Below are 26,195 nucleotides of genomic sequence, written 5' to 3'. Positions count from 1 at the left end.
GACCGGGAGCGGGTGTCAGGGCCCGCTCCCGGTCCGGTTCTTGGGTGATTTCCGGCCAATCCGGCTTCAGTCGTTTCCTGCCGGTGTGTCGTGTCGGCGCGTCACACGATGTCGACCGCGGCCGTCAGCCGGGTGTCGGTGTGGGAGCGGCTCGCGCGGACCTCGTAGGTGCCCCCGATCCGCCGCCAGCCGCGGGCTGCCTCGTCCCAGATCTCGAAGGCCCTCGCGGGCAGGGCGATCTCGGCCTCGACGCTCTCGCCGGGGCCCGCCTCGACGCCCGCGAAGGCCGCCAGCCAGCTCGCGGGCCGCTCGACGCCGTCCGCCACCGGGGCCAGGTAGACCTGGACGACCTCGCGGCCGGGCCGGGTGCCGGTGTTGGTGAGGCGGACCCGGACGGTGTCGGCGCCGGCCTCCAGGGAGTCGTAGGTCCAGTCCGTGTACCCCAGGCCGTGCCCGAAGGGGAAGGCGGGGACGACGGCGTGCTTCTCGTAGGCCCGGTAGCCGATGAAGAGCCCCTCGCGGTACTCCAGGCGCCCCTCGGTGGGGACGACCTCGGTGACGGGCGCGTCGGCGAGCCGGGCGGGCCAGGTGGTGGGCAGCCGGCCGCCGGGCTCGGCCGCGCCGAGGAGCACGTCGGCCAGGGCGGCCCCGCCCTCCTGCCCGGGGAACCAGGTGAGCAGGACGGCGGCCACGTCCTCGCGCCACGGGAGCTCGACCGGCGAGCCGGCGTTGACGACGACCACGGTGTTCGGGTTGGCGGCCGCGACCGCGCGCACCAGGTCGTCCTGGCGGCCGGGCAGGCCCAGGCCGGTGCGGTCGAAGCCCTCGGACTCCACGCGCTCGGTGGTGGCGACGACGACCACGGCCGTGTCGGCGGCGGCCGCGGCCCGGGCGGCCTCGGCGATGAGCTCGTCGGGGTCGCGGCGCGGGCCCAGGTGCAGGAAGGAGAACATGACGGCCTTGAGCGGCAGCGCGCTCATGTCGGGCACCTGGTACGTCAGCGACACCTCCACGGGCTCGCCGGCGGTGAGGGTGGTCCGGGCGCGCTCGCTGGGGGCGCCGAAGAAGGCTTCGAAGGGGTCGGCCTCGTTGCCGAGTTCCTGGACGCCGTCCCACAGGGTCTCGCCGCCGACGGCGAGGGTGAAGGCGCCGAGTCCGCGGGTGCCGAAGGCGTGCTCGCCGCTCTCGCGCGGCAGGAACGTACCGGTGACCTCGATGCTGGCCATCGTCTCGTACGCGGCGCCCGCGGGCAGGTCGTCGCCGATCCACTGGACCTGGCCGGTCGGCAGGCTGCCCTCGCCGAGGACGGCGCCGGAGGCGTCGCGGCAGACCGCGCGGAGCACGAAGCCCTGGTCGGCCGGGGTCAGCTCGTCGGAGGGATCGGCGCCGACCGCGTAGGTGAGCGCCCCGTCGGGCAGCGCGGCGGTGAGGCCGTCGAGCGGGGAGACGACCCGCTCGGGGAAGACGGTGGCCGAGCCGCCGCCGAGGACGCGGGCGTCGCGGGCGGCGGCGCCGAGGAGGGCGACGGTGCGGCCGGGGGCCAGCGGCAGGGCGCCGCCCTCGTTGCGGACGAGGACGCAGCCGCGGACGGCGAGCTCGCGGGCGAGGGCCTGGCCGTCGATGCCGGACGGCGGCTCGGCGACGACGGCGGGCGCGCCCTTGAGCAGGCCGACGCGGGCGGCCAGGCGCAGGACGTTGCGGACGGCGCCGTCGACGGCGGACTCGGGCACCTCGCCGGCGCGGACGGCGGCGGCGAGCGCGGGGCCGTAGACGGTGGTCGGGCCGGGCATGGCAACGTCGAGGCCGCCCTCGATGTCGCCGGCGGTGGAGCGGGCGGCCATCCAGTCGGAGACGTTGTAGCCGTCGAAGCCCCACTCGGCGCGCAGGACCTCGTTCACCAGGTGGCGGTTCTCGGTCATCGAAACGCCGTTGACCTGGTTGTACGCGGTCATGATGCCCCAGGGGTGGGCGTTGGCGACGATGGCCTCGAAGGGGGCGAGGTAGAGCTCGCGCAGCGGGCGCGGGGCGATGACGTTGTCGACGGTGAACCGCTCGGTCTCGGCGTCGTTGCCGGCGAAGTGCTTCACCGTGGTGCCGACGCCGCCGTCCTGGACCCCGTTCACGTAGCCGCTGCCGATCGCGCCGGTCAGGTACGGGTCCTCGGAGTAGCACTCGAAGTGGCGGCCGCCCAGGGGGGAGCGGTGCAGGTTGACCGTGGGTGCGAGGAGGACGTGGACGCCCTTGCGGCGGGCCTCCTGGGCCAGCAGGCGGCCCGCGCGGCGGGCCAGTGCGGGGTCCCAGGCGGCGGCGAGGGCCGTCGGGGAGGGCAGGGCGACGGACGGGTCGTCGGCGGTCCAGCGCACGCCGCGCACGCCGACGGGGCCGTCGGACATCACCAGGGAGCCCAGCCCGATCTCGGGCACGGCGGGCAGGGACCACATGTCCTGGCCGGCCAGCAGCCGGGTCTTGGTGTCGAGGTCGAGCGCGCCGAGCGCGGCCTCGACGGCGTCTTCGCGGACCTGGTCACGGGCCTGTTCGGCATCGGTCACGGCCGTGCCTCCTCATCGGGTGCGGTGCGTGCGCTTGCGCGGTGCGGTCGAGCCCATCGTGGACCCGTTCCCTGGTGAACGGTAGGGTTCGTGACCATTTCGTTATTCTCGGTGCATGGCGTACGGTCTGCTGGCGGCCGTGGCGGCCGCGGACGAGGGCGGACGGAAGGGGTGTCGGGGCGATGGCCAGGGCGAGGAGCGAGGAGCGGCGCGGGGAGATCGTCCGGGCCGCCGTCGAGGTGATCGCGGAGCGCGGCTACCGGGGGGCGTCCCTGGGCGCGGTCGCCGAGCGCGTGGGCCTGACCCAGCAGGGGCTGCTGCACTACTTCCCGACCAAGGAGGCGCTGCTGGTCGCCGTACTGGAGGAGCGCGACCGGTGGGACACCGGCGGCGGCTCCCGCGCGGCGGCCGAGACCTGGCGACTGGAGCTGCTGGCCTCGCTGGTGGACTACAACGCCATGCGGCCGGGCATCGTGCAGACCTTCTCGGCGCTGCTGGGCGAGAGCGTCACCGACGGGCACCCGGCGCGGGAGTTCTTCACCGAGCGGTACGCGCAGGTCCGCTCCGAGATGGCCGCGGTCCTGCGCGCCGAGTTCGGGGAGCGGCTCCCGTCGGGCCTGACCCCGCAGGAGGCGGCGCCGTTGCTGACCGCGGTGATGGACGGCCTGCAGTACCAGTGGCTGCTGGCCCCGGAGTCGGTGGACATGCCGGCCGCGTTCCGCTCCTTCCTGACCCTGCTGCGGGGGCCCGCCGCCCGCTGACCGGCCGGCGCGCCCGGGCCGTCGGGGCGGCTCCCGGTCCGGGCTCCCGGTCCGGGCTCGGGGCAGGGGATTCCCGTACGGGCTCCTAGTACACCGGCGGGGGGCCGAAGCCGGGGGCGGGCGCGGTGGGCGCGGCCGGCCGGTGCCCGTCCGCCCGGTCCTCGCCGTCGCGGGGGCCGGCCGCGGGGTCGGCCGCGGGGTCGGGCATCAGGTCGCGGGCCATCAGCGTGGCCCCGGCCACGGCGCCCGGCATCAGGAGCACGGCGACCAGCGGCACCAGGAAGGCCAGCACCAGCGGCACGCCGAAGCCGAGCACGGTCATCCGCCGGGACCGCAGCAGCCGCAGCCGCTCGGGCAGGTCCACCTTGCGGCGCTGGAGGGCGACGGCGGTGAGCTCCTGGGTCAGGAAGTACCCGGAGACGCAGAAGCCGAGGAACGGGACCACGGTCTGCCCCAGGACCGGGACGAAGCCGAGGGCGAAGAGCAGCAGGCCGTACAGCAGGACCCGGACGAGCACCTTCACGCTGTCGCGGGCCGAGATCCACAGCTCGCGCCAGAGGGGCAGCCCCGACTCGGGCACGTCCCCGCCCTCGCTGCGGTCCACCTGCTCCGAGAGGGACTCGTAGAAGGGCTGGCCGATCAGCAGGGTCACGGCGGTGAAGGTGATGACCGCGAGGAAGAGGCCGAGGCAGACGGCCAGGGCGCTCAGCAGGCCGCGGAAGAGTCCGAGCCAGGGCGAGGACCAGCCGTCGGCGAAGGGGGTGGCCCAGGCGGCCAGGTCGTCGGCGCCGTAGAAGAGGCCGATCACGGCCCCGAGGTACAGCACGAAGGCCAGCAGGCCGGGCAGCAGCCCGAAGCCGAACCACCGGCCGTGCCCGAACACCCATCGCTGTCCGGCCAGCAGGTACCGGAATCCCCCCGCAAGATCACGCATGGGGGCCAGTCTACGGCGAAGGCCGCACTCCCGAACGGGAGTACGGCCTTCGCGCGTGCGTACGCGCGTCCGTCGGACGCGTGACCAGCGGGATCCGCTGGATCAGACGGCGAGCTCGACGGTGATGTTGCCGCGGGTCGCCTTGGAGTACGGGCAGACCTGGTGGGCCTTCTCGATGAGGTCCTTGGCGGTGGCGGCGTCCACGTTCGGGATCGAGGCCGAGATCTTGACGATCAGGCCGAAGCCCTCGTCGTTCTTGCCGATGCCGACCTCGGCGGTGACGGTCGAGCCGGTGATGTCGGCCTTCTCGTTGCGGGCGACGACGCCCAGCGCACCCTGGAAGCAGGCGCTGTAACCGGCGGCGAACAGCTGCTCCGGGTTGGTGCCGGCGCCGTTGCCGCCCATCTCCTTCGGCGGGTTCACGACGACGTCGAGCTTGCCGTCGCTGGTGGCGACGCGACCGTCACGGCCGTTCTCGGCGGTGGCGACGGCGGTGTAGAGAACGTCAGACTGCTGGATGGACATGTAGAAGATCCTCCTGGTAATCGTCGCGACTCGCGCCCACGGCCACGACGGTGTGGGGTGAGCCTAACGGGTGAAAGAAACGATCATCTTTCCGGTGTTCTCCCCTCGGAGCATTCCGAGGAAGGCGGAGGTGGCGTTCTCGACGCCCTCGACGACCGTCTCGTCGTAGTGCAGCTCGCCGGAGCGCAGCCAGCCGGCCACGTCCTGGACGAACTGCTCCTGGAGTCCGGCGTGGTCGCCGACGAGGATGCCCTGGAGGCGCAGCCGCTTGCCGATGACCTGCATCAGGTTGCGGGGGCCGGGGGCGGCCTCGGTGTCGTTGTACCCGGCGATGGCACCGCAGAGGGTGGCCCGGCCGTGCACCTTGAGGGAGGAGATCGCGGCTTCCAGGTGGTCGCCGCCGACGTTGTCGAAGTACACGTCGATGCCCTCGGGAGCGGCCGCGCGCAGCTGCTCGCCGACGGGGCCGTTCTTGTAGTTGAAGGCGGCGTCGAAGCCGTACTTCTCGGTGAGCAGCTTCACCTTCTCGTCCGAGCCGGCGGAGCCGATCACCCGGGAGGCGCCCTTGATCTTCGCGAACTGGCCGACGAGGCTGCCGACCGCGCCCGCCGCGCCGGAGACGAAGACCGCGTCGCCCTCGGCGAAGGAGGCGACCTCGAAGAGCCCGGCGTAGGCGGTCAGGCCCGGCATGCCGAGCACGCCGAGGTAGGCGGAGAGGGGGGCGAGGGCGGCGTCGACCTTGGTGGCGTGCCGGGCGTCGAGCTCGGCGTACTCGCGCCAGCCGAGGTGGTGCAGGACGTGGTCGCCCACGGCGAAGCCCTCGGCGGCGGAGGCGACGACCTCGCCGACCGCGCCGCCCTGCATCGGTTCGTCGAGCTGGAAGGGGGGCACGTAGGACTTCACGTCGTTCATCCGGCCGCGCATGTACGGGTCCACGGACATGTGCAGGTTGCGCACGAGGATCCGGCCGGGCGCGGGCTCGGCGGAGACCGGAACCTCACGGAGGGCGAAGTCCTCCGCGACGGGCCAGCCCTGCGGGCGACGGACGAGGTGCCACTCGCGGCTGACGGCGGGGATCTCGGACATGTGGTGCTCCTGACGAGGGGAATGCTTCACAACGTGAAACAACCATGCGCCTGGATATTTCATGTTGTCAAGTAAATGGGTACGCTGGATGCATGCCCAGTCGTCGCGCAGACCCAGTGACCGTCGAGGTCGTCGAACTCATCGGCGACGTGGTGGCCCGCTACCACACGGAGTACGAGCACGTGGCCGCCAGCCACCAGCTCACCGGCGCCCAGGCGCGGGTGCTGAACCTGCTGGCCATGGAGCCGCTGCCGATGCGGCGGATCGCGCAGAAGCTGCGCTGCGAGCCGTCGAACGTGACCGGCATAGTCGACCGGCTGGAGACCCGCGGCCTGGTCGAGCGCCGTCCCGACCCGGCGGACCGCAGGGTCAAGCTGGCGGCCCCCACCGAGGAGGGGCTGCGGACGGCGGACCGGCTGCGCGAGTCCCTGGACTTCGCCCGCGAACCGCTGGCGGGCCTGTCCACGCAGGAGCGGACCGCCCTGCGCGACCTGCTCAAGCGCATGCTGGCCTGACCGGGCGGCCCGCGGGCGCCTGCGCCTGAGGGCTCACCAGCAGCGCGGGTCCCACCACGGGCACGGCGGCGGTTTCGTCGGGGACGCGGTCGGCTGCGGCGCGGGCGCCGAGGGCGAGGCCGCGGCCGTCTTCGTCGGCTTGGCCGTCGGCGAGCCGCCCGGCTTGGGCCGGCCGGTCGCGGACGGCTTCCCCGAGGGCGACGGCGCCGACGCGGTGGGCGCGGGCACGCCGGCCGGCTGCGACGTCGCGGGGACGGAGGCGGAGGCGGACGGGGGCGCCGCGGCGGACCGCGTGTCGCTCGCGGAGGGCTGCGCCGCCCCGGCCGTCCGCGTCCCCGCCCCCGCGGACTTCGCGGCCCCGGGCGCCTGCCCGGACCGTACGGCCGAGGGCGCGGCGGGCTGGGGCGCCCCGGACAGCGGGGCCGGCTGCTGCGGGCCCGCGTCGTCGGTGAGCACCACCGTGGCGGCGCGGTCGGCGCGCTCCCCGTCGGCGGCCATCCGCACCGCCACCAGCGCGCCGCCGGTGGCGAGCAGCAGCCCGAGCCCGACGTTCAGCACGGTCCGGCGGCGCCTGCGGTGCGTGACGCGGCGGCGGGCGCCGGGCCTGCGCTCGTGCGGTACGGACAGCACGACGAGCGAGTCGGCGTAGACGTCGGCGAGCGAGGGCCGCGGGGTCGCGGACCCGACCGTTCCGGGAGCGTCGGCCGCCGGTACGGCCGAGGAGGGTGTGGACGGGACGGGCGCGGACGGGACGGGCGCCGGGGGGACGAGGTACTCGGCCGGGGTTCCGCACCCGGCGCACGCGAGCGCGCCGTTGAGGTGCCTCCGGCAGGCGGGGCAGTAGTTCATGGCGCCCGCAGGCTATGCGCTCCCCGGCAACATCCGTGTCCCGGGAACGTAAGGATCTTGTGTGGAATCGTGGGCTCCATGACAGCGAACCCCGCTCCGGCCGCCCGGCAGCCCTTCGGTCCGGCCGCCTTCCAGCTGGTGCTCCTGCGCCGCATGGCGGACTTCCGGCCGGACCTCGCCGAAGAGGCCCGCCACCGGCTCGGCGCCTCCCTCGCGGACCAGCGGGAGGCGAACAAGCGCTGGCAGGCCATGGTCCGCTCGCCCCGCTCGCGCGGCGCCCTGGCACGCTACCGCTCGGTGCTCGGCCCGCCGGAAACCCGTGGACCGCGCCGGATCGGCGACCTGGAGTGCGAGGCCCTGCTGTGGCCGGTCCCGCTCTGGCCCGACCTGCGCTTCGAGGTGCTGGCCGCGCCGGACGGCGCCGTCTGGAACGAGTGGCTGGTGCGGGCCCCCGGCGCCCCCGGACCCGTACTGGAATCGCTCGACGACCTGCGCCCCTGGTCGGCGACGGTGGACGAGGTCGCGCGGGCCTTCGCCCCGGTCCGGCCGATGGAGGGCAGCGCGCCGACCCGGTGGCGCCTGGGGTTCGCGGCAGGGGGGCGACCGTGCGTGGCGGAGTTCACCTACGGCCTGCTCCAGTCGGTCGCGGTGGCCGACGCCCCCGGTCCGCCGGGCGGCGGCCGGGGCGCGTCGGCGCCGTAGCGCCCGGCCCTACGAGGCGAGGAAGGCGCGCACGCCCGCCGAGGTCGCGTCGTCGCCGAGCAGGGCGTTGTGGTCCAGGCAGCCGACGGGCGTGTTGACGGCCCCGGCGAGCGGGACGCTGGAGTCCGGGTTGACGACCTCGTCGCAGTCCGACCAGAAGGTCGCGTACTTCACCGCGCCCGGGGTCTCGTCCCCCGCCGCCAGGTTCTTCACCACGTACGAGCCGGGCGTCATGTCACGGCACGCCTGGTCCCACAGGGCACAGGCCCACGCGGTGGAGGTGCCGTGGTTCGGGCCGGCGAGGGAGACCCAGTGGCCGACGGTGGCCGTGCCCCCGCCGAACTTCACGTACCAGCGGCTGACCAGCGAGCCGAAGGAGTGGGAGACGACGTCCACCCGGGCCGCGCCGGTCTGCCGGCGGACCTCCTCCACGTACGCGCCGAGCTGCCCGGCGAGGACCTCGTTGACGGACCGGTGCGTGTCGTAGCCCCAGGAGAAGAGCTCCGAGTCGGCGTATCCGGCGGCGCGCAGGTCCTCGCGCAGGGAGCCCCAGACGCCCGGGTCGGCGTTGTAACCGTGGACGAGGACCACCGGATTGCGCACCGGTGCCCGGTCGGCGGCTTGGGCCGGTGCCCGGTCGGCGGCTTGGGCCGGGAAGGGCGCCAGCAGCGCCAGGCAGAGCGTCAGGAGGGCCGGCAGTCTCTGGCGGGCCGTCAGCATGGATTCCCCTTTACCTTGTTACGCGTGAGTAGCGCGTGCGGTGCGCGCATGGTGCTGCCTGTCGGTACAGAAATCCACCCCCATGCAGCCGTGTCATGCTCCACGGCCGGAGCATCCCAACGCGCGGATAGTCCGAAATGCCCGAGATGATATGAAATGCGATCGGCAGTCCGCCGGTCTCCTTGCGTCAGCGCTCTCGGGAGGATCCGCCGTGACCGTCAGTCTTGAGCAGTTGCGCCGCTGCCACGTCGCCGTCGACCTGGGCGCGGCCAGGACCCGCGTCTACGTCAAGGGCACCGGCCTCGTCGTGGACGAGCCCAGTGTCGCCGCGGTGAACACGCGCACCGGCGCGCTCATCGCCGTCGGAACGTTCGCCGAGCGGATGACCGGCCGCACCCCCGACTACATCCGGGTCGTGCGGCCCGTCTCCGGCGGCACCGTCGTCGACATCGAGATGGCCCAGCGGATGCTGCGCCACCTGCTCGGCGAGAAGCTGCGGCGCACCCTGCGCCGCAAGCCCCGGCTGCGGGCCGCGGCCTGCACCCCGCACGACGCGGACCCGCTGGCCCAGCGGGCGACCGTGGAGACCCTCGTCGGGCTCGGCGCCCGGCGCGTCGAGCTGGTCGACACCCTGATCGCGGCGGCCGTCGGCTGCGGCCTGCCCGTGGAGCAGCCGACCGCGACGATGATCATGGTGTGCGGGGCCGCGGCCACCCAGGTCGCCGTGCTCTCCCTCGGCTCGATCGTCACCGCCCAGCGCATCCCGGTCGGCGGCGAGGCCATCGACCACGCCGTGGTCCAGCACCTGCGCCACGCGCACGAGCTGATGCTGCCGAGCCAGGCCGTCCGCCCGCTCCAGATCGCCCTGCACGGCAACGGCATCACCGCCGAGGGCCCGGCCTCCACGCTGATCCACGGCCGCGACGTGGCCACCGGCCTGGCCCGGTCGGTCCACGTGGACACCGCGGCCGTGCGGGACGCCATCCACACCCCGCTGACGGCCGTGCTCGACGGCATCGGCAAGGTGCTGCGGGACTGCCCGCCGGACCTGGTCGCGGACCTGACGGACCGGGGGATCATGATGGTGGGAGGCAGCGCCCTGCTGCCGGGCCTGGACCAGAAGCTGCGCGACGCCACCGGCATGCCCGTCGCCATCGCGGAACGGCCGGACGTGTGCGTCGTGATGGGACTCGGCGCGATGCTCGAAGGGAAGATCGCCCCCATGGTTCTGAACCCGCTGTCCGGATGACGAAAGCCGTGCACGAACCCCCGCGGAGCCCCGGCCGGGAGGCCGACGCGGCCCCCGGCCGGGAGCAGGGCGCGCGGCACGGCCGGCCGTACGGGTCGCACGCCGGCCCCGAGCACGACCCGTACGGCGCGTACGGCGGGGAGCCCCCGGGTCTGCCGGTGCTGCTGGAGGCGGTGCTCAGCGTCGGCTCCGAGCTGGAGCTGCACGCCACCCTCCAGCACATCGTGGACTCGGCGACCGAGCTGTGCGGGGCCCGCTACGGCGCGCTCGGGGTCGTCGACCCCGAGCGCGCCCGGCTGACCGAACTGCTCACCACCGGGCTGACCGAGGCCGAGCGGGCCGCGATCCCCCGCCTGCCCGACGGCCGCTCCGGCCTGCTCGGCACCCTGATCAGCGACCCCCGCCCGCTCCTGCTCGACGACCTCACCCTGGACCCCCGCTCGGTGGGGTTCCCGCCGCACCACCCGGCGATGCGCGCGTTCCTGGGCGTGCCGATCCGCGTCCACACGGAGGTCTTCGGCAACCTCTACCTGGCCGAGAAGCGCGGCGGCGGCGGCTTCTCCGACGAGGACCTCGCCCTGCTGCGCGTCCTGGCCGCGCAGGCCGGCATAGCGATCGGCAACGCCCGGCTGTACGAGACCGCGCGGCGCCGGGAGCGCTGGATCGAGGGCGCCGCCGCCGTGACCACCACCCTGCTGGCCGGACGCCCGGCTGCGGACGCGCTGATGTGCGTGGCCGAGCGGGCCCGGCTGCTGGCGGACGCCGCGGCCGGCGTGGTGCTCCAGCCGACCCCCGAGGGCGGGATGGAGATCGTCGCCGCCTCCACCCACGGCGACCCCGGCGACCTGGTGGGAACGGCCATCGCCCCCGGCTCGCCGGTCCTGGTGCAACTGCTCGGCGGCGAGCCGGTGTTCATAGACGACTCGGCGACGGACCCCCGGATGACCACGCACGTACGCGAGCGCTTCGGCCCCAGCATGATGCTCCCGCTGCAGAGCGGCGGCCAGCTCATCGGCACCCTGGCCCTGCCCCGCGAGCGCGGCGGCCCGGCCTACGACGCGGTGGACCGGCTGCTGGCCTCGCAGTTCGCCTCCCAGGCGGCGCTGGCGCTGGTCCTCGCGGACGCCCAGCACGACCGGGAGCAGCTGGCCGTCTACGAGGACCGCGACCGGATCGCCCGCGATCTGCACGACCTGGTGGTGCAGCGGCTGTTCGCGACGGAGATGATGCTGGAGAGCACCCGCCGCCGCTCGTCCAACGCCCCGTCCGGGGACACCGTGGGCGAGGAGCTCGGCCGCGCCGTCGACGAGCTGGACTCCACCATCCAGGAGGTCCGCACCGCCATCTTCGCCCTCCAACAGCCGCCGACCGACGCCCCGACCACCTTCCGGGGACGGGTGCTGCGCGAGACGGGCGGGGCGGGGGTCCTGCTCGGCTTCCAGCCGTCGGTCCAGTTCACGGGCGCGGTCGACGCCCTGGTCCCGGACGGCGTGGCGGGCGACCTGCTCTCCGCGCTGCGCGGCGCCCTGGCGGCCGCGCACCGCCGCAGCCGGGTCACCTCCATCGAGGTGGAGGTGGACGCCACCCCGACCCGGGTCCGGCTGGCGGTCACGGACGACGGCCGCACCGAACCGGGCACCCCGGACGCGCGGGACGAGCGGGGCACGACGACGTGGGAGTCGGCCCTGTAGGGCCGACTCGTTCGGATCGCGCCGGGCCCGGCGCGCGCTACGGCTGTCCCGGCCGGGTGGCGGCCCGCAGCGCGATCCGGGTGCTGGACTGGGCCACCCCGGCCTCCCGCTTGAGCCGGCGCAACAGGCCGTCGAGGGCGGCCGGGTCGGCGGCGCGGGCCCGTACGAGGTAGTCGTACTCGCCCGTCACGTGCACCACCTCGGTGATCCCGGGGAGCCGGGCGGCCTGCCGTTCGAACTCCTCGTTCGTGGTGTCCTGGCGCAGGGTCAGGTCGATGAAGACCACGAGCCCGCCCCGGGTGTCGGCGGCCGGATCGACCACGGCGGTGAAGCCGAGGATCACCCCGTCGCGGCGCATCCGGCGCACCCGCTCGGCGGTGGCGTTGGCGCTGAGCCCGACGCGGACGCCGAGGTCCCGGTACGAGATCCGCGCATCCGCCTGCAGGACGCCGAGGATCTCCCTGTCGAGGCGGTCCATGCCGCGATTGTCGCAGCCGGAGCCGATGTGCGCGCCCGTCGACCGCTCCCGGGCGGCGACCCTCCCCGCATGAGCGAACTGATGACACCGGCCCTGGCGGGAGCGGTCGCGGGCCTGGGCGTGGCGATGCCGATGGGTGCGATGAGCGTGCTGCTGATCCAGGAGGCGATGAGCGCCCCCCGCACCGCGACGGCCGCGGCGGCGGGCATCGCGGTCGTCGATCTCGGCTATGCCGCCGTGGCCACCGCACTGGGCCCGTGGGCGGCCGCAGCCGTCTCGCCGGTCGAGGCCTGGGTCCGACTGGCCTCGGCGACCGTCCTCCTGGCCATCGCGGCACACGGCCTGCGCGGCCTGCGCGGCCCGGAGCGGGCGCCGGGGCCGGGGCGGGCACAGGACCCGGGGCAGGCGCCGGGGCCGGGGCGGGTCTTCGTGCGGTATGCCGGCCTGACCGCCGTCAACCCCACCACCGCCCTCTACTTCGCGGCCCTGACCACCGCCCAGGGCGCCGCACTCCGCGACGGCCCGGCCGGCGCGGCCTTCCTCGCCGGTGTCGGCGCCGCCTCGCTCCTGTGGCAGCAGGGCCTCGTCGTGCTCGGCTCCGTCGCCGGCCGCCGGATCCCCGGCGCCGCCCGCGTGTGGACGTTCCGGCTCGGCTACGGCCTCGTCGCCGCCTACGCCCTGAAGATCGCGCTCCCGCTCCCGCTCCAGGGGTGACCCGGGGACGACCCCTAGCCGAGTGGTCGGGGTCGGTTCGGGGTGGCCCCGGGGTGATCCCGGAGGGGGCGCACCGACCCCGCCGAAATGATCGGTGCATGACCAAACGACCCCGCGACACCCGACGCCCGGCCCACCGTCCGACCCGCCACCCGGCCTCCACCCGGGACGCCCTCGCCCGGGCCGCCTTCCGCGCCGCGCCCTTGTGCCTGCTGGTCTACGGCGTCATCCGCCTGAGCGACACGGACCGCGGCCCGGACCTCGCCTGGACCGTCGGCCACCTCTTCATGCTGAGCGCGGTGCTGCTCTTCGCGGCCGTCCTCACCGGCCTGCACCGGCTGACCGTCCCGCCCCCCGCAACCGCCTCCCGAGCGGCCCGGCTGGGCGCCGGCGCGGGCCTTTCGCTCGGCCTGACCGGAGCCCTCGCGCTCACCGTCCAGGGCGTCATCGACCTCGTCGTCGGCCTGCGCGCCGCCGACCGTTCGGAGATGCAGCGGCTCTTCGAGGAGGTGCAGAGCCATCCCGGGGTGATGCCCGCCGTCTACACCGTCGGCCCGCTGCTCTTCTACGTCGGCCTGCTGTGGCTCACGGTGCAGCCCGCGCTCCGGCGCCGGATCGGCGCCTGGTGCCCCGTCGTCCTGTTCCTGGGCATCGCCGCCATGACGGTCAGCCTCGACCTCCTCCCCCTCGGCGCCCTGCTCTTCGGCGCGGCCCTCGCCCCCCTGGCGCGCGCCCTCCCGTCCCCTGCCGGGGCTGCGGGGCACCCCCTAGGGTGACGTCGTGACCACGACCCGCCTGCCGGCCCGCGCGGCCGTCCACTCCCTGGCCGACCCCGGCAGCTTCAGCGAACTCCCCTCCCCTGCCGGGCAGTCGCCACCGGACGGACCCCTGGCCTGGAGCGGGTACGACGACTCCCGGGCCCGTGCGACGGCCCGCACCGGTGAAGGGGAGTCCGTCGTCACCGGCACCGCCCGCTTCGGCGGCGCCGAAGCCACCGTGGTTTCCTTCGAGTTCGGCTTCCTCGGCGGCTCCCTGGGCGAGCGGACCGGCGACCGGCTCGAAGCGGCCTACGCGCACGCCCGCGCGCACCGCTTGCCCCTGGTCTCCCTCATCGCCACCGGCGGCTCCCGCATGCAGGAGGGCATGCTCGCCCTGACCCAGCTCCAGCGGGTGGCGCGCCAGTGCGTCCTGACCCGGGCCGCCGGTCTCCCCCAGCTCGCCGTCCTGCGCGATCCGACCACCGGCGGCGGCTGGGCCACCCTGGGCGCCGGCGCCGACGTGGTGCTCGCGCTGCCCGGTGCGCAGGTGGGCTTCGCGGGCTCCCGCGTTCGCCCGGCGGACGCGGACCCGGCGGCCTACACGGCGGAGGGCCAGTTCGCGGCCGGGCACGTGGACGCCGTCGTGGACCCGGAGGAGCTCCCGGGCACCCTCGCCGACTGGCTGCGCGTGCTGGCCGCGCCCCGCACCGGCGGACCCGTCGCGCCCCCGGCCGCGCTGGCGGACGTACCGCCCCCGGCGACGGGCTGGGACGCGGTGCTCCGGTCCCGCCACCCGGACCGGCCGCACGCCGGGGCCTACCTGGACGCGTACTTCGCCCTGCGCCTCCCGCTCTCCGGGGACCGGGCGGGCGGCCGGGACCCGGGCATGCTGTGCGGATTCGGGCTGCGGGAGGGGCGGGCCGTCGCGTACGCCGCACAGTGCGGCACGGCCACCCGCCCTGCGGGCTACCGCACGGCGGCCCGCGTCGTGCGCCTCGCGGACCGGCTCGGGATCCCGGTCCTGACCCTGGTGGACACCCCGGGCGCCGCCAACGACGCCGCCGCCGAACGCGCGGGCGCCGGGCCCGCGATCGCCGACGCCTTCGCGGCCCTGGCCGCGGCCACCGTCCCCGTCACCACCCTGCTCATCGGCGAGGGGGGTTCGGGCGGCGCCCTCGCCCTGGCCGCGCCGGGCAACACCTGGGTCACCCCGGACAGCTACTTCTCCGTCATCGCCCCCGAACTGGCGGCGGCCATCCTCAAGCGGCCCCCGCAGGCCGCGCCCGCGACGGCGGACCAGCTGCGCGTCCGGCCCCAGGACCTGGTGGACCTGGGCGTGGCCCGCGGCGTGGTCCGGCCGGCCGGGGAGGCCGGGGAGGCCGGGGAGGCCGGGGGGAGCTGACCGGACGGGCGGGGTGCGGCTCAGTACCGGCGGGCGGGCAGCCGTACGTCCATCCGGTACAGCCGGGTCACCTGCTGCGGCAGCTCGTTGTCGCCGCTGACGAGCAGCAGCCGCAGCCGCCCGTACCCGTCGTGGCCGGCGACGGCCATGCCCTCGATGTTGTCGACGAGGGGGTGGTTCTGCGGCAGCTTGGACGGTGCGCCGAGGGTGGGGCAGTCGTCGAAGTCCCCGAGCAGCGTCTTGCGCGCCACCCGCAGCTTCGGCCCGGCCGCGAGCGCCGACGACGATGCCCTCGGAGTCGACCGGCCTGCCGGCGCCGTCCGTCAGCGGCAGCTGCGCCGTGGCCTTCGCGGCCGGGGTGTCGCCGCGGCCGGTCTTGAGCGAGAACAGCACCGACCGGTCGGCGAGCCCGGAGACCCGCCGACGAGCCGCCCGTCGACGGTGGTCTTGTCGAGCGCGTCGGAGTAGCGGGCGACGGAGAGGTACGGCGAGCAGGCCCGGCTCTCCGGGGGGCGCCGCGACGACGGGCGGCACGAGCAGCCCGGAGAGCGCGGCGGTGGCGAGCGCACGAAGACGCATGAAGGCCTTCCTCCTGGTTCGGCGGGTTCGGCTGGTTCGGCTGGTTCCGAAGCAACTGCCGAACAGTCATATGACTGTTCAAAACGGAAGAGAAGCCCCGTCAACACGAAGGCAACGCACCCGCCGACCCCCCCTTCACACGAGACCACGCGACGTCGGCCGCCCGCGGACGGCGCCGAACCGTCCTAGTACTCCAATCTGACTTCGTGATCTTGTTGCGGACCCGGCTGGGGAGCGTATGGCCACCGCGTGATCATCGGTTGGTGTGTGGACAAACGAAGATCGTGTGGTGGCCGCGGGCCATGGCGTAGATCCGGCCCGCTGGCGGATGATGTTCGACCAGGCCATGGCCCGGATTGCGGGCCGCTTCGGCCGGGTGGAGCCGCGGGCGACCGCCCGCGGCTATCTGCTCGGCCTGCTGTCGGGCGTCGAACGTAAGAACTGCCGGCAGTTGGCCGAACAGGTCGGCCATGTCCGGCCCGGACCGATGCAGCGCCTGCTGCGTTACGCCCGCTGGGACGCCGATGCCGTCCGTGACGACCTACGCGCCTGTGTCGTCGACCACCTCGGCACCGACGGCGCGGTGCCGATCGTGGACGAGACCGGCTTCGTGAAGAAGGGCCACGCCTCGGCGGGCGTGCAACGGCAGTACACCGGCACCGCGGGACGCATCGAGAACTCACAGGTCGGCGTGTTCCTCGCCTACGCCACCGAGCGGGGACGGGCGTTGATCGACCATCGGCTCTACCTGCCCGACACTCCTGGTCCAACGACCCCGAGCGCCGCCGCGAGGCAGGCATACCCGAGGACGTGCAGTTCGCGACCAAGCCCCGCCTGGCCTGGCCTGGGAGATGATTGAGACGGCGCTGGACGCCAGGATCACCGCATCCTGGGTGACCGGCGACGAAGCTTACGGACAGGACCCTCATCTACGGCTCGCCCTGGAGACACGCGAAGTCGGCTACGTTTTGGCCGTCGCCTGCTCGACGAGAGTGCGGGTCAACCAGGGTCGCGCCCCCGCTCGCGCGGACACCGTCGCCGACAGTCTGCCTGCCACGGCCTGGCAACGGCACAGTGCTGGCAACGGTGCGAGGGGCCCGCGCCACTACGACTGGGCCTGGGTCCACATCGGCGCTGGCAGCCACCGCCATCTGCTGATCCGCCGCAACCGGACCACCGGCGAACTCGCCTTCTACCGGTGCTGGTCACCCACCGAAGTGACCCTGGCCGAACTGGTACGCGTCGCCGGTGCCCGCTGGAGCATCGAGGAGTGCTTCCAGGCAGCCAAGAGCCAGGTCGGGCTCGACCACTACCAGGTCAGGCACTGGACCTCATGGCACCGGCACATCACCCTCGCCATGCTCGCCCTGGCCTTCCTCACCGCCGTCGCCGTCGCCAGCGCGGCACCCCACCGGCCAACAGAACCGCATCACCCGACCCGAAAACGTGAGCCGATACATCTGACCGTCCCGGAGATCCGCCGCCTGCTCACTGCAGTCCTCACTGCGCCGGCCATCACCACGGCCACACTGCTGCACTGGTCGAGTTGGCGCCGACTCACCAGTCAGCGGCTCGACGCAGTCACTACCGGCGACGATCTCTCAAGGAACCCACCAGATGGACCAGGAAGCCGCACTGACGTAAGGCCGTTCCGGGACAGCCGGTTCTACGCCTACCTGCGAGGCATGTTCCGCGGCCGACTCAGCGGATCGTTGGAGCTGGTGGCGCAACCACTTCGCACAGCTCGGCGGCGGCCTGAGCCATGAGCTGAGCGAGGGTGGTGTCCGGCTCGGCCAGCCAGCGGGGCATGGCGCGCCGGTGGATCGCCAGCACCACGTCGATCATGAAGCGTACTTTTCCGGGCTCGACGCCGCGGCGCTCAAGCGCCGGTGCCAGCGCGTCGGCGATGGCGGCGAGCTTGATCAGATCGCGCTCGGCCAGCGCCGGGTTGGCGGCGATCACCCTTGCCCGGCGCAGCAGGAACTCGCGCGGGCGGAAGATCTCCTCCGCGGTTCCCAGCGCGGCCAGCAGCGCCTCGATCGGCGTGAGGCCGGGGTCGGCTGCCTCGACCTGGGCGACGAGATGGGCCTCGAGTTCGTTGCCGGCGAAGAGGACTTCCCGCTTGTCGGGGAAGTAGCGATAGAAGGAGCGCTCCTTCAGCCCGGCGGCGCCTGCGATCTGCGCGACCGAGGTGCGCTCGAACCCTTGCGTCTCGAACAGCTCGAGCGCCGCGCGTTCGAGCCGGCCCTGTGCGTCAGATTCCCATCGCGGCATACCCACCAGCGTACGACAACAGGAGCTGTTATCGGCTGGTACGGTCAATGACAACAGATGCTGTCATCAGTCGGGAGATCGTCATGAAGGCTCTGCAATTCGACCAGTTCGGTTCCCCGGACGTGATCGTGCTCCGCGACGTCCCACAGCCGGAGCCGGGACCCGGCCAGATCCGCATCGCTGTGCGGGCGTGCGGCCTGACACCGGCCGACTGGCACGTCGTCGACGGTCTCCTCGCCGACCATCTGCCGCCGCTGCCGCGCGGGCTCGGCCTCGAAGTCGCCGGTACCGTCGACGCGCTCGGCGAAGGCGTCACCGGCGTCCAGATCGGCGACCGGGTGTTCGGCCCTGCCGCCTTCGACGGCCCGACGGCCGGCGCCGCCGAGTACGCGCTGATGCCGGACTGGGCACGCATTCCCGAGGGCGTAACCGCCGAGCAGGCCGCCGCGCTGCCGATGGCGGCCGAGACGGCGTGGCGCGCGCTCGACGACCTCGGCGTTCAGCCGGGCGAGCTGCTGCTCGTCCACGGCGCAGGCACCACCGTGGGTGAGGCGGCGGTGCGCTTCGCGCTGCACCGGGGTATTCGGGTGATAGCCACCGCCGGGCCGACTCGGGCCGCCGCCCTGGAAGAGATCGGCGCCCAGGTGACCGCCTACGGCGAGGGCATGACCGAACGCGTCAGCGCACTGACCCCAGGCCCCGTGGACCGCGCCCTGGACACCACGCCGACCGGGGGCCGGATCGACCGCGCCGACCAGCCCAGTCCGGCCGGCGGCTCGCTACCGACCTTGATCGAGCTGACCGGGGATCCCGACCGCGTCCTCACCGTCTCGGACTTCGCCGCCGCAGCCGAACTGGGCGTCCGGATCACTACCGAGATCCGCTACGACCAGATCAATGAGTTCGCCAGGCTCGCCGGCGAAGGCATCCTGGTCGTACCAGTCGCCCGCACCTACACCCTCGACCAGATCCAGGAAGCGGCCAAGCTCAGCCGATCCCGCCGCCCCGGCGGCAAACTCATGCTCGTCCTGTGATCACCCTGCTGGCGTGGTCAGGCGAAAGGAGTCCACACACCCCGATGGTCACGGGGTGACCGCACCCGTTCCCGACCAGGGTCTCTACGAGATCGCGAAGTCACACTGGAGTACTAGGCCTGCGGCGACCGGGCGTCGTAGTGGGCGAATTTGCGCCAGCGGAGGGCGAGCAGCCCCAGCACCAGGACGCAACAGAGCCCGCCGCCCGTGATCGCCACGGCCGGGGAGGTCAGGTCGGCGACGGTCCCGGCGAGGAAGTCTCCGAGCCGGGGCCCGCCCGCGACGACCACGATGAAGACGCCCTGGAGGCGGCCGCGCATGTCGTCCGGGGTCGCGGCCTGCATCATCGTGGAGCGGAACACCATGGAGATGGTGTCGGCCCAGCCGGCCAGGGCCAGGAAGAAGAGGCCGAGCCACAGGTTCCGGGTGAGCCCGAAGACGGCGATGGCCAGGCCCCACGCGGCCACGGCGAGCAGGATCGCCAGCCCGTGCCGGCGGATGTGGCTCTGCCAGCCGGAGAACACCCCGCCCAGCAGCGCCCCGACGGCCGGCGCCGCCACGAGCAGGCCCACCGTCTTGGCGTCGCCGCCGTACCAGAGCACGGCGATGGCCGGGAACAGCGCCTTGGGTTGCGCCAGCACCATGGCGGCCAGGTCGGAGAAGAAGGTCATCCGGATGTTCGGCCGGGTCCCGAGGAACCGCAGGCCGTCGATGACGGACGCCCTCCCCCGGGCCCCCTCGGCGCGGTCGGGCTTCATCGACGGCAGCCGCCACATCGCGTAGAGCGCGGCGCAGAAGGTCACGGCGTCGACGAGGTAGGCGGCCTGGAAGCCCCACCAGCCGACGATCAGGCCGCCGAGCATCGGTCCGGCCATGAAGCCGGAGGTCATGGTGACGGAGTTCAGCGCGTTGGCGGCGGGCAGCTGCTCGGGCGGCAGCAGCCGGGGGATCATGGCCGACCGGGCCGGGCCGGTGAGCGCCCCGCACACCGCCTGGAGGGACACGACGGCGTACAGGAACCAGACGTGGTGGTAGCCGAACAGCGCGGCGGTGGCGAGCGCGACCGACAGGGCGGCGGCGCCGAGGGAGGCGTAGAGGCCGAGCTTGCGCCGGTCGACGGTGTCGGCGATGGCCCCGCCGTAGAGGCCGAAGGCGACGAGCGGGACGAGCGAGAAGAGGCCGACCAGCCCGACGGAGAAGCTGGAGCCGGTGATGTCGTAGACCTGGAGCGAGATCGCGAGGGCGGTCATCGCCTGGCCGATCCAGGAGATGGTGCCGCCGATCCACAGCCGCCGGTAGTCCGGGGAGGTGGAGAGCGGGGTGAGGTCGGCGAATATTCGGGACAGGGCGCGGGTGCGGGTCGCTTCGGTCGTACGGGTCACCCCGGATGATAACCACCGTCCGGGCGTGGGCCCGGGGGAGTTTTTCCGCCTTTCACGCAGCGGCAACAGTCGCCCCGTTCGACCCCTCGGCCCCATCCGAAACGGCGTTTGCCGCTAACTCGCCATTATCATCGGACATTTGACCGAATCGACAGGCGCTCCTCCCCGGCCGTCCCGCTCATGATGAAAGACTCGTATGTATGTCCAGGGAGGCGTAGTGATCGGACCTGGCAACAGCACCACGAGCACCGGCGACCCGCACCACACGGTGCGCACCGCCGTCCCCCTCACCGTCGGCGTCGAGGAGGAGTTCCTCCTCGTCGACGCCCGCACCTTCCGGGTGGTCCCCGCCGCCCCGCACGTCCTCGCCACCGCCGGCGGCCTGCCCGGCGAGCTCCACCCCGAGGGCACCCGCTACCAGGTGGAGCTCTCCACCCCCGTCGCCCACTCGGCGACCGCCCTGCGCAAGGAACTCGTGGCCCTGCGGCGCACCCTGGGCCGGGCGGCCCGCGCCCACGGCTGCCGGCTGCTCGCGGCGCCCTCGCCGGTCCTGCCCGTGGAGGGGCCGCTGCACCTGACCGACGACGAACCGCGCCAGCGCGAGCAGCACCGCCGCTTCGGCTCGCTGACCGACACCCTGGTCAGCTGCGGCCGCCACGTCCACGTGGGCACCCTCGACGTGGACACCGCGGTGACGGTGTCCAACCGGGTCAGGCCCTGGCTGCCCACGCTGATCGCGCTGGCCGCCAACTCGCCTTTCTGGGGCGGCCGCGACACCGGCCACGCCAGCTGGCGGGCGATGGCCTGGTCGGGCTGGCCCTCGGCCGGACTGCCCCCGCACTTCACCTCCACGGCCCACTTCCGCCGCTCGGTGCAGACCCTGCTCGCGTCCGGGGCGGCCCTGGACGTCAAGATGGTCTACTGGGACCTCCGCCCCTCCCTGCGCTGGCCGACCCTGGAGATCCGGGCCCCCGACATGTCCCCCGACATCGACACGGCCGTCCTCCAGGCCGAACTGGCCCGCGCCCTGGTGGCCACGGCCCTGCGGGAGAACGCCGAGGGCCGTCCCGAACCGGTCCTGCGCGAGGACGTACTGCACCTCGCGCGCTGGCGCGCGGCGCACGACGGCCTCGAAGGCTTCGGCCTGGACCCGTACTCGGGCGAGGAGGTCCCCGCGGCCGACCTGGCCGAAGCCCTGCTGGACCTGGTCGCCCCGGAACTGGCCGCCGCCGGCGACCTGGACCACGCGGCGAAGACGATGGCCGCCCTGCTGCGCGACGGCTCGGGCGCCCACCGCCAACGCGCGGCCTTCGCCCGCCGCCACGACCTGACGGACGTCCTGCGCCACCTGGCAGACGAAACGGAGACCCTCTGACGGGCACCGCCCCGACCCTCGCACACCCGAACCCCCCGCCGAGCCCGCAGGCGTACGCATCCTTGTGCGCCCGCGGGTCGCCCGCGGGCGGCCCGGGGTGAGTCGCCGGCACGTCGGGCGGCGGGCGAACTCCCGGGTACGCCGGCCGACGACCAGTGCGTGTGCCACCGGGCCCTCCTGTCCATGGGGTTCGGGCGGTCGCTTCAGGCCCGCGAGGTGAGAGGGCTGTCCCGGGTGGGTGCTGTCGCCGCGGCGGTGCGCGGCGGGGGAAGGAAGGCCACGGCGGCGAGCGTGGCCAGGGCGCCGACGACGGCGAGACCGGGAATGACCGCGGCGGTCGCGGCGGCCTGCGCCTGGTGCAGGCCCCGGCCCATGTGGTCGCCGAGGGTGTCGGCGTAGAGGCTGCCGGCGACGGCCAGTGCGACGGATCCGCCGATCTGGCGGAAGAAGGTGATGTTCGAGCTGGCGGTTCCGAGGTCGGCGGGCCTGACCGCTGACTGGATGACGAGGGTGAGGCCGGAGAGCATGGGACCTATACCGATGCCGATGAGCACCATCCACAGGGACATGACCTGAAGTGACGTGTCCAGCGCCAGCCGGGTGAAGAGCAGTGATCCCACGGCGGCCGACACGGCGGCGGCGGCGAGCCAGATCCGGGAGCGTCCGGTCCTGCTCAGGAGCGCGCCGGCGAGGAGGCTGCCGGCGACCATGGCCACCATGAGCGGGTAGAGGAGCAGGCCGCTGGTGCTGGCGCTGTGTCCGAGGGCCTCCTGGAAGTAGCGGGGCAGGAACACGACGGCCGAGAAGAGGCAGAAGGCCGAGAAGAACGAGGCGATGCTGACCAGGGTGTAGGTGCGGTTGCGGAAGAGCCGCAGGGGCATGATCGGCTGGGCGGCCCGCCGCTCGATCATGAGGAAGGGCACCAGGAGCACGAGCGCGAGGGCGATGGGCCCGGTGACCACGGGGTCGGACCACACGTGGCCGTCGACGCCCTTCATCGTCAGGCCGATCAGCAGTGCGCTGATCGCGGCCGTCAGCACGGTGATGCCGGCGTAGTCGGGGCGGCCCGCGTCGGGCATCCGGGCTCCGGCGGGCAGGTGGCGCCAGATGACGGCGAGCACGGCCAGGCCGACGGGAAGGTTGACCAGGAAGACCCAGTGCCAGCTCGCCTGGTCGGTGAACACGCCTCCGAGGTAGGGGCCCAGGACGTAGCTGGAGGCCATGACGCCCCCGACGGCCCCCTGCGTCCGGCCGCGCCGCTCGGGCGGGACCGAGTCGGCGACCAGGGCGAGGGACAACGGGATCAGGGCGCCGGCGCCGAGACCCTGGACGGCCCGGAAGGCGATGAGCTGGTTCATGTCCTGTGCCGCCGCGCACAGGGCGCTGCCGACGAGGAACACGGCGATGCCGGTGAGGAGCAGCGGCTTGCGTCCGTAGACGTCGGAGAGCCGGCCGTAGAGCGGGACCGTGATGGTGGAGGTCAGGAGGTAGGCCGTCACGGCCCAGGTGTACAGCTCGCCGCCGCCCAGGTCCTGGGTGATGCGGGGCAGAGCCGTGCCGACGATCGTCTGGTCGAGCATCGCCAGGAACATGCCGCCGAGGATGGCGACGAGGAGCAGTCCGTCGGCGGTACGAGAGGGTGGCTTCATGTGTCGATGCTTACATGTCAGGGTTGACAGGTCAATGTCTGGGTATTCTGGAGTCATGTCACTACGGATCGCCCTGCTCGGCACGCTCGCCCACCACGGCCCGGCCACCGGCTACGAACTCGCCAAGAGGTTCGACACGTCGATCAACCTCGCGTGGCAGGCCAAGCACGGGCAGATCTACCCGGAGCTCGCCAGAATGGTGAAGTCCGGCGCCGTGACCGTCGAGAACGCGGGTGACGGGCGAGGGCGCAAGGTCTACACCGTCACCGACGCGGGCCGGCGGGAGATCACGGAGTGGGTCAACGGCGACGACCTCTACCGCGGCGTCCGCAACGAGTCCGCACTGCGCGGATTCCTGGTCACCCTCCTCCCGCCACGCGAGGCGGCGGCCGTCATGCGCGCCGAGGAGGCGCGCCACGCAGCCAAACTGGCCGAAGTAGAGCACCTGAAGGAGGAGGTGGAGGCCAGGACGGCACCCGACGACCCGTTCGGCAGGTACGCCCTCGAACTGGGGCTGCGCAACGCGACGATGATGAGGGACTGGGCGGCGGAGACGGCGAAGGACCTGGAGAACAAGGCCGAGAAGGAAGACCGGCGCTAGACCCACCGCCGCCGACCTTGCGAGCGGGACGGGATGGGGCGGGGCGGGGCGGGACCCGGCCGGGAACCGGGGCGGCGCATCGGGACGAGCTCACGGTTCACGCCCTCCCGTACACCGAGCCCGGACGAACTCCCGCCGCCGCCCGGACGGATGAGAGCGGCATTCCTCCGATCCACACGGGCCCCGAGGCACCCCGGACTTCCGGGCCGCGACACCCCGGCTCCCCTCACGGGGCGGGGAATTCGGGGACACCCGAATCGACGCCGTCGTGACCCGCAGGCCACTCGGCCGACCGCTCGGGCCTCGACACCTCCGCGCGCACGCTGTGCGCCGTGCGGGAGAGCCGCGCCGCCGCCGATCCGGCCCCTCCACCGCGCCCCTCACATCGCCGCCGCCCGCACACGGGTCCCGGTCCGCACCTCTGCGAGCACGTAGGGAAGGTCCCCAGACCCGCCTGATCAGCCAAGGCTCACGCCGGCCGGGTCGCCAACAAGATCAACAGTCGCGCCAGCGGCAAGATGACCAGCCAATAGTCGGACTGCGCGCCGCTCGCGCCCAAACCATGGGCATGATGGACGGGTATGCACCCAAAGCGCATCCTCCGCAGAGCAGTTGCCCTCTGCGGTTCGGGCGTGAGGAGCTGCGTAGTGGCGAGTAATGACCTCGTACTGATTGATCAGGTACTCAAGCAACGGGCAGCAGTGTCACCGCTGCTCGCAGACAAGATCTTCGAGGTCTTCGCGTGCGAACAAGCAGTCACGACAGGAGACCTCTCCCTTGAGGAGATCCAAGCCGGGGTGATCGGGGGCGGCGGGGACGGCGCGATCGACGGGGTGTTCGTCTTCCTCAACGAGCGGCTGCTTGCAGAGGAAGACGAGACCCCTCCACCAGCCGATGTCCCACGGGGGTCGCGCCTCCTGCTCTGGCTTGTTCAGGCCAAACGTGAAAAGTCCTTCACGGAAACGGCGATCGACCTCGCCGCTTCTTCGACCCGGCGCCTTTTGGACCTGGAGGAGACCGAGGAAGACCTCCTAGAACTGTACGGGGCTGAGCTCGTAGCTAATGTTTCGCGATTCCGGCGAACACTTACAACGATAGTCACTCGAAACCCACAAGTCGAAGTTCGATTCTCGTACGTAAGTCGCGGGGAAGTCTCCGACGTGAATTCCAAAGTCGAGAAGAAGGCGCGCGATCTGGAAAGCGCTTTTGCCGCAAAATTCACTGGAGGAGTCGGAAAGGTTGAATTCATTGGCGTGTCGGAACTGTGGCAGCGATCAAACCAAGTGCGGTCGTACACACTGGAACTTCCATACGCTGAAAGCATCACCCACGGCGCGAGTCATATCGCGCTCGTAACACTGAGGGACTACCTCGGCTTCATCAGCGACGAGGAGGGGGCTCTCCGCCGCCACATCTTCGACTGGAACGTGCGCGACTACGAGGGCGGTGTCGAGGTTAACCGCGAGATTAGGGACTCTCTCCTAGACCACTCTGCTCCACAGTTCTGGTGGCTCAACAACGGAGTAACCATCACGTGCTCACGAGCCTGGACCGTAGGGGGGAAAGTCTTCTCGCTGGATGATGTCCAGATCGTCAACGGCCTGCAGACCTCGCACACGGTTCATGAAGCACTGCGCGACTTGCTACATCAGGAACCTGATCACCCTTCCTTCAGCGGCCTCATCCAGGTTCGCATTCTAAAAACAAACAACATGGAGGAACGGGACAAAGTAATCCGTGCGACAAACAGGCAGACCAAAGTCCACGACGCTTCTCTGCATGCGACGGACGACAATCAACGAAAGATCGAAGCCTTCTTCCTCGAACATGACTGGTTCTACGACCGCCGAAAGAATTACTACCGCAACCTAGGGAAACCGGCGAATCGAATTATCGGAATTCCTCTGCTTGCTCAAGCACTGGCAGCTATGGGATTCAGTGAACCCCATAGCGCACGTTCGCGCCCGTCCAGTCTACTCAAGAGCCCAAGCAACTATAGGAAGTATTTTTCCGCGACAACACCGCTGCCTGTATATCTGTGGCTCGCTCGCCAGCAGCGCATCGTAGACGAATTTCTCGCGAATGATGTCCACCCATCCGAGCGCACCGACCTTCGGTTTCACCTGGCCATGCTCAGCGCAGCCGAACTACTTGGGTCTGCCGTACACAATCCCCAGCAACTACGAAAATTGAGCGATCAGGAATCTCACTCGGACGAGGACTCTCTCTTCAGCCTTCTCTACTTGCTGATCAGGGAACGCGACGCGTTTTCCGCTGCGACGGAAAGCTCCTTCGACAAGATCGCCAAGGGCCCCGGCTTCGTCCCTGTCCTCCTGAGGGCGGCAGGCCACAAGTAGCCCCAGTGTTG

The 26,195-nt window shown here is 72.5% G+C and carries 23 protein-coding genes and 1 pseudogene; 13 read left to right on the top strand and 11 right to left on the bottom strand.

Annotated features, from left to right (window positions below; genetic code table 11):
- Nucleotides 1–101 precede the first annotated feature (101 nt).
- On the bottom strand, nt 102–2,549 hold the full coding sequence (locus CP968_RS22785; protein WP_150519762.1) for a beta-glucosidase: 2,448 nt from the start codon (nt 2,547–2,549) through the stop codon (nt 102–104).
- A 182-nt stretch (nt 2,550–2,731) separates the two neighbouring features.
- On the opposite strand from CP968_RS22785, the gene CP968_RS22780 reads away from it, so the two are divergent.
- A complete protein-coding gene (locus tag CP968_RS22780) occupies nt 2,732–3,310 on the top strand; it encodes a TetR/AcrR family transcriptional regulator (RefSeq protein ID WP_150519761.1) in 579 nt (192 codons plus the stop codon).
- 85 nt (nt 3,311–3,395) lie between these two features.
- Here CP968_RS22780 and CP968_RS22775 read toward each other — a convergent pair whose 3' ends face one another.
- The 3 genes from CP968_RS22775 to CP968_RS22765 form a co-directional block, all read right to left on the bottom strand.
- A complete protein-coding gene (locus CP968_RS22775; protein ID WP_150519760.1) occupies nt 3,396–4,244 on the bottom strand; it encodes an EI24 domain-containing protein in 849 nt (282 codons plus the stop codon).
- A 102-nt stretch (nt 4,245–4,346) separates the two neighbouring features.
- Nucleotides 4,347–4,769 carry an organic hydroperoxide resistance protein gene (locus tag CP968_RS22770; RefSeq protein WP_150519759.1) on the bottom strand — a complete coding sequence of 141 codons (423 nt, stop codon included), beginning with the start codon at nt 4,767–4,769 and terminating at the stop codon, nt 4,347–4,349.
- A 63-nt stretch (nt 4,770–4,832) separates the two neighbouring features.
- Nucleotides 4,833–5,855 (bottom strand): NADP-dependent oxidoreductase, encoded by a 1,023-nt coding sequence (locus tag CP968_RS22765; RefSeq protein ID WP_150519758.1) that lies wholly within the window; start codon nt 5,853–5,855, stop codon nt 4,833–4,835.
- Nucleotides 5,856–5,947: 92 nt separating this feature from the next.
- On the opposite strand from CP968_RS22765, the gene CP968_RS22760 reads away from it, so the two are divergent.
- Nucleotides 5,948–6,370 (top strand): MarR family winged helix-turn-helix transcriptional regulator, encoded by a 423-nt coding sequence (locus CP968_RS22760; RefSeq protein ID WP_150519757.1) that lies wholly within the window; start codon nt 5,948–5,950, stop codon nt 6,368–6,370.
- A gap of 33 nt (nt 6,371–6,403) precedes the next feature.
- Here CP968_RS22760 and CP968_RS22755 read toward each other — a convergent pair whose 3' ends face one another.
- The gene (locus tag CP968_RS22755; RefSeq protein WP_150519756.1) at nt 6,404–7,219 is read right to left on the bottom strand and encodes an SCO2400 family protein; all 816 of its coding nucleotides are present in this window, start codon (nt 7,217–7,219) and stop codon (nt 6,404–6,406) included.
- Between the two features lie 78 nt (nt 7,220–7,297).
- Between CP968_RS22755 and CP968_RS22750 the strand changes: the two genes are divergently transcribed.
- Entirely contained in the window at nt 7,298–7,921 is a 624-nt protein-coding gene (locus CP968_RS22750) for a hypothetical protein (RefSeq protein ID WP_150519755.1), read from the top strand.
- Nucleotides 7,922–7,930: 9 nt separating this feature from the next.
- Here the strand turns inward: CP968_RS22750 and CP968_RS22745 are convergent, their stop codons facing one another.
- The gene (locus CP968_RS22745; RefSeq protein ID WP_150519754.1) at nt 7,931–8,641 is read right to left on the bottom strand and encodes an esterase/lipase family protein; all 711 of its coding nucleotides are present in this window, start codon (nt 8,639–8,641) and stop codon (nt 7,931–7,933) included.
- Nucleotides 8,642–8,852: 211 nt separating this feature from the next.
- Here CP968_RS22745 and CP968_RS22740 point away from each other — a divergent pair, with 211 nt between their 5' ends.
- Nucleotides 8,853–9,890: a rod shape-determining protein gene (locus tag CP968_RS22740; RefSeq protein ID WP_150519753.1), complete on the top strand. Its 1,038-nt coding sequence runs from the start codon at nt 8,853–8,855 to the stop codon at nt 9,888–9,890.
- Nucleotides 9,887–11,581: a sensor histidine kinase gene (locus CP968_RS22735; protein ID WP_229886537.1), complete on the top strand. Its 1,695-nt coding sequence runs from the start codon at nt 9,887–9,889 to the stop codon at nt 11,579–11,581. Before CP968_RS22740 ends, CP968_RS22735 begins: the two co-directional genes overlap by 4 nt.
- Nucleotides 11,582–11,618: 37 nt before the next feature.
- Here CP968_RS22735 and CP968_RS22730 read toward each other — a convergent pair whose 3' ends face one another.
- A complete protein-coding gene (locus CP968_RS22730) occupies nt 11,619–12,059 on the bottom strand; it encodes an Lrp/AsnC family transcriptional regulator (RefSeq protein ID WP_150519752.1) in 441 nt (146 codons plus the stop codon).
- A 69-nt stretch (nt 12,060–12,128) separates the two neighbouring features.
- Between CP968_RS22730 and CP968_RS22725 the strand changes: the two genes are divergently transcribed.
- From CP968_RS22725 to CP968_RS22715, 3 genes are all read left to right on the top strand, one after another.
- Entirely contained in the window at nt 12,129–12,773 is a 645-nt protein-coding gene (locus CP968_RS22725) for a hypothetical protein (RefSeq protein WP_150519751.1), read from the top strand.
- A gap of 98 nt (nt 12,774–12,871) precedes the next feature.
- The gene (locus CP968_RS22720; protein WP_150519750.1) at nt 12,872–13,549 is read left to right on the top strand and encodes a hypothetical protein; all 678 of its coding nucleotides are present in this window, start codon (nt 12,872–12,874) and stop codon (nt 13,547–13,549) included.
- A 4-nt stretch (nt 13,550–13,553) separates the two neighbouring features.
- Nucleotides 13,554–14,933: a carboxyl transferase domain-containing protein gene (locus CP968_RS22715; RefSeq protein WP_150519749.1), complete on the top strand. Its 1,380-nt coding sequence runs from the start codon at nt 13,554–13,556 to the stop codon at nt 14,931–14,933.
- Between the two features lie 20 nt (nt 14,934–14,953).
- On the opposite strand, the gene CP968_RS22710 is transcribed toward CP968_RS22715, so the two are convergent.
- Entirely contained in the window at nt 14,954–15,190 is a 237-nt protein-coding gene (locus CP968_RS22710; protein ID WP_150519748.1) for an esterase-like activity of phytase family protein, read from the bottom strand.
- Nucleotides 15,191–15,840: 650 nt separating this feature from the next.
- Between CP968_RS22710 and CP968_RS22705 the strand changes: the two are divergent.
- Nucleotides 15,841–16,894, top strand: a pseudogene (locus tag CP968_RS22705) (IS701 family transposase); the annotation flags it as partial.
- A 319-nt stretch (nt 16,895–17,213) separates the two neighbouring features.
- On the opposite strand, the gene CP968_RS22700 reads toward CP968_RS22705, so the two are convergent.
- Nucleotides 17,214–17,786, bottom strand: a complete 573-nt coding sequence (locus CP968_RS22700; RefSeq protein WP_150519747.1) for a TetR/AcrR family transcriptional regulator — start codon at nt 17,784–17,786, stop codon at nt 17,214–17,216.
- An 83-nt stretch (nt 17,787–17,869) separates the two neighbouring features.
- Between CP968_RS22700 and CP968_RS22695 the strand changes: the two genes are divergently transcribed.
- Nucleotides 17,870–18,820, top strand: coding sequence for an NADP-dependent oxidoreductase (locus CP968_RS22695; RefSeq protein WP_150519746.1), 951 nt, complete (start codon nt 17,870–17,872; stop codon nt 18,818–18,820).
- Nucleotides 18,821–18,933: 113 nt separating this feature from the next.
- Here CP968_RS22695 and CP968_RS22690 read toward each other — a convergent pair whose 3' ends face one another.
- Complete coding sequence (locus tag CP968_RS22690; protein ID WP_229886541.1) at nt 18,934–20,202, bottom strand: MFS transporter; 1,269 nt, start codon at nt 20,200–20,202, stop codon at nt 18,934–18,936.
- Nucleotides 20,203–20,419: 217 nt separating this feature from the next.
- On the opposite strand from CP968_RS22690, the gene CP968_RS22685 reads away from it, so the two are divergent.
- The gene (locus CP968_RS22685; RefSeq protein ID WP_167536836.1) at nt 20,420–21,577 is read left to right on the top strand and encodes a carboxylate-amine ligase; all 1,158 of its coding nucleotides are present in this window, start codon (nt 20,420–20,422) and stop codon (nt 21,575–21,577) included.
- 203 nt (nt 21,578–21,780) lie between these two features.
- Here CP968_RS22685 and CP968_RS22680 read toward each other — a convergent pair whose 3' ends face one another.
- On the bottom strand, nt 21,781–23,226 hold the full coding sequence (locus tag CP968_RS22680; protein WP_150519743.1) for an MDR family MFS transporter: 1,446 nt from the start codon (nt 23,224–23,226) through the stop codon (nt 21,781–21,783).
- Nucleotides 23,227–23,281: 55 nt separating this feature from the next.
- On the opposite strand from CP968_RS22680, the gene CP968_RS22675 reads away from it, so the two are divergent.
- Both CP968_RS22675 and CP968_RS22670 read left to right on the top strand, forming a co-directional pair.
- A complete protein-coding gene (locus tag CP968_RS22675; protein ID WP_150519742.1) occupies nt 23,282–23,827 on the top strand; it encodes a PadR family transcriptional regulator in 546 nt (181 codons plus the stop codon).
- Between the two features lie 647 nt (nt 23,828–24,474).
- Entirely contained in the window at nt 24,475–26,184 is a 1,710-nt protein-coding gene (locus tag CP968_RS22670) for an AIPR family protein (protein ID WP_167536835.1), read from the top strand.
- Nucleotides 26,185–26,195: the final 11 nt, after the last annotated feature.

The sequence above is a fragment of the Streptomyces subrutilus genome, from assembly GCF_008704535.1.
In the GTDB taxonomy this organism is placed as follows: domain Bacteria; phylum Actinomycetota; class Actinomycetes; order Streptomycetales; family Streptomycetaceae; genus Streptomyces; species Streptomyces subrutilus.
This window is presented reverse-complemented; position numbering and strand designations above follow the sequence as displayed.